A 1,393-nucleotide genomic window follows, 5' to 3' on the forward strand; every position below is an offset into this window, starting at 1 on the left:
CCCGATCGTGGCCTCGCACCGGATCAACGACACCAAGGTCCAGGACGCCTACTCGCTGCGCTGCGCACCCCAGGTGGCCGGCGCCGTCCGCGACACCGTGGACCATGCCGCCCTGGTCGCCTCCCGCGAACTGGCCGCCGCGATCGACAACCCGGTGGTCCTGCCCGACGGCCGGGTCAGCTCCAACGGCAACTTCCACGGCGCCCCGGTGGCCTACGTGCTGGACTTCCTGGCGATCGCCGTCGCGGACCTGAGCTCCATCGCCGAGCGCCGGACCGACCGGATGCTGGACCCGGCCCGCTCGCACGGGCTGCCCGCCTTCCTGGCCTCGGACCCCGGCGTCGACTCGGGCCTCATGATCGCCCAGTACACGCAGGCCGGCCTGGTCTCGGACAACAAGCGGCTGGCCGTCCCGGCGTCGGTGGACTCGATCCCGAGCTCGGCGATGCAGGAGGACCACGTCTCCATGGGCTGGCACGCGGCCCGCAAGCTCCGCCGCTCGGTGGAGAACCTGCGCCGGGTCCTGGCGATCGAACTGGTGACCTCGGCCCGGGCGCTGGACATCCGCACCCAGCTCTCCGGCGGCGAACTCACGCCGGGACCTGCGGGCGCGGCCGTGATCGCCGCGCTGCGCGACGTCGTCGACGGTCCGGGCACCGACAGGTTCCTGTCACCGGAGCTCGAAGCGGCGGATGTCCTCGTGGCCTCGGGCAAGGTCCGGGCGGCGGCCGAATCCGCCGTCGGAAATCTCGCCTGAGAAGAAACAAAATGCAGGGCAGCTGAACAATTCCCGGCGCCCCCGAAATCTTTGGCGACACGGACGGCGGGGGCCCGGGAACTGTAGTACAAATGGAGAGTCCACACCAACGAAGTTGTGGCAAAGAACACATACAAAGGGGTAGAAGTTCTATGAAAGCACGCGGCACGGTACTGTCCAGGCGCCTTGCATCCGCAGCTACGGTTTCCGACTGGAGCGGCCTTCGGGTCGGCGAACGCGTCGAAATTGTCAAGCACGCACAGGTCATTGCGGCCGGTGAGGTCGAAGAGGTCTCGGTAAGCGGGAATGTGCTCTGGCTGGTCCCCGCGGGGCCGTCCGAAACGCAGCTTTTCCTGCAGTCCGACGGCGTGCAGGTCCGCCGCAGCTAGGCTGAGCGTTTTCACCAGAAAGTCCCCGCCACGGCGGGGACTTTCTGCGTTTCGGGGCCCAGGGCCCAGATGTGGGCGCGGTGCTGTCAGTGCCCAGTGAACGGCGGCGGACCCAGCAGCACGATCCCGCCGTTTTTACGTGCCGACTCCTGGACTCTGCCAAAGTCAACCAGGCCCGGCGCGACGGATTCGCCGGCAGGGTCCCCGGCATCGTTGCCGGGGGAGAGGGGTATGCTCGCGTCCCAGT

2 protein-coding genes are annotated in these 1,393 nt (G+C 68.3%); both read left to right on the forward strand.

The window, feature by feature from the left end:
* Positions 1–757: aromatic amino acid lyase (locus LQV45_RS32525; protein WP_230011697.1), on the forward strand; the 757-nt coding region annotated here is incomplete at its 5' end.
* Between the two features lie 152 nt (positions 758–909).
* Positions 910–1,146, forward strand: a complete 237-nt coding sequence (locus LQV45_RS32530; RefSeq protein WP_018774814.1) for a hypothetical protein — start codon at positions 910–912, stop codon at positions 1,144–1,146.
* Positions 1,147–1,393 lie beyond the last annotated feature (247 nt).

It is taken from the genome of Microbacterium sp. Bi128 (genome assembly GCF_918698205.1).

What these genes read in the sequence shown, in the direction of transcription:
- LQV45_RS32530 (WP_018774814.1), top strand. Translation starts at nt 910, where the DNA reads ATGAAAGCACGCGGCACGGTACTGTCCAGGCGCCTTGCATCCGCAGCT.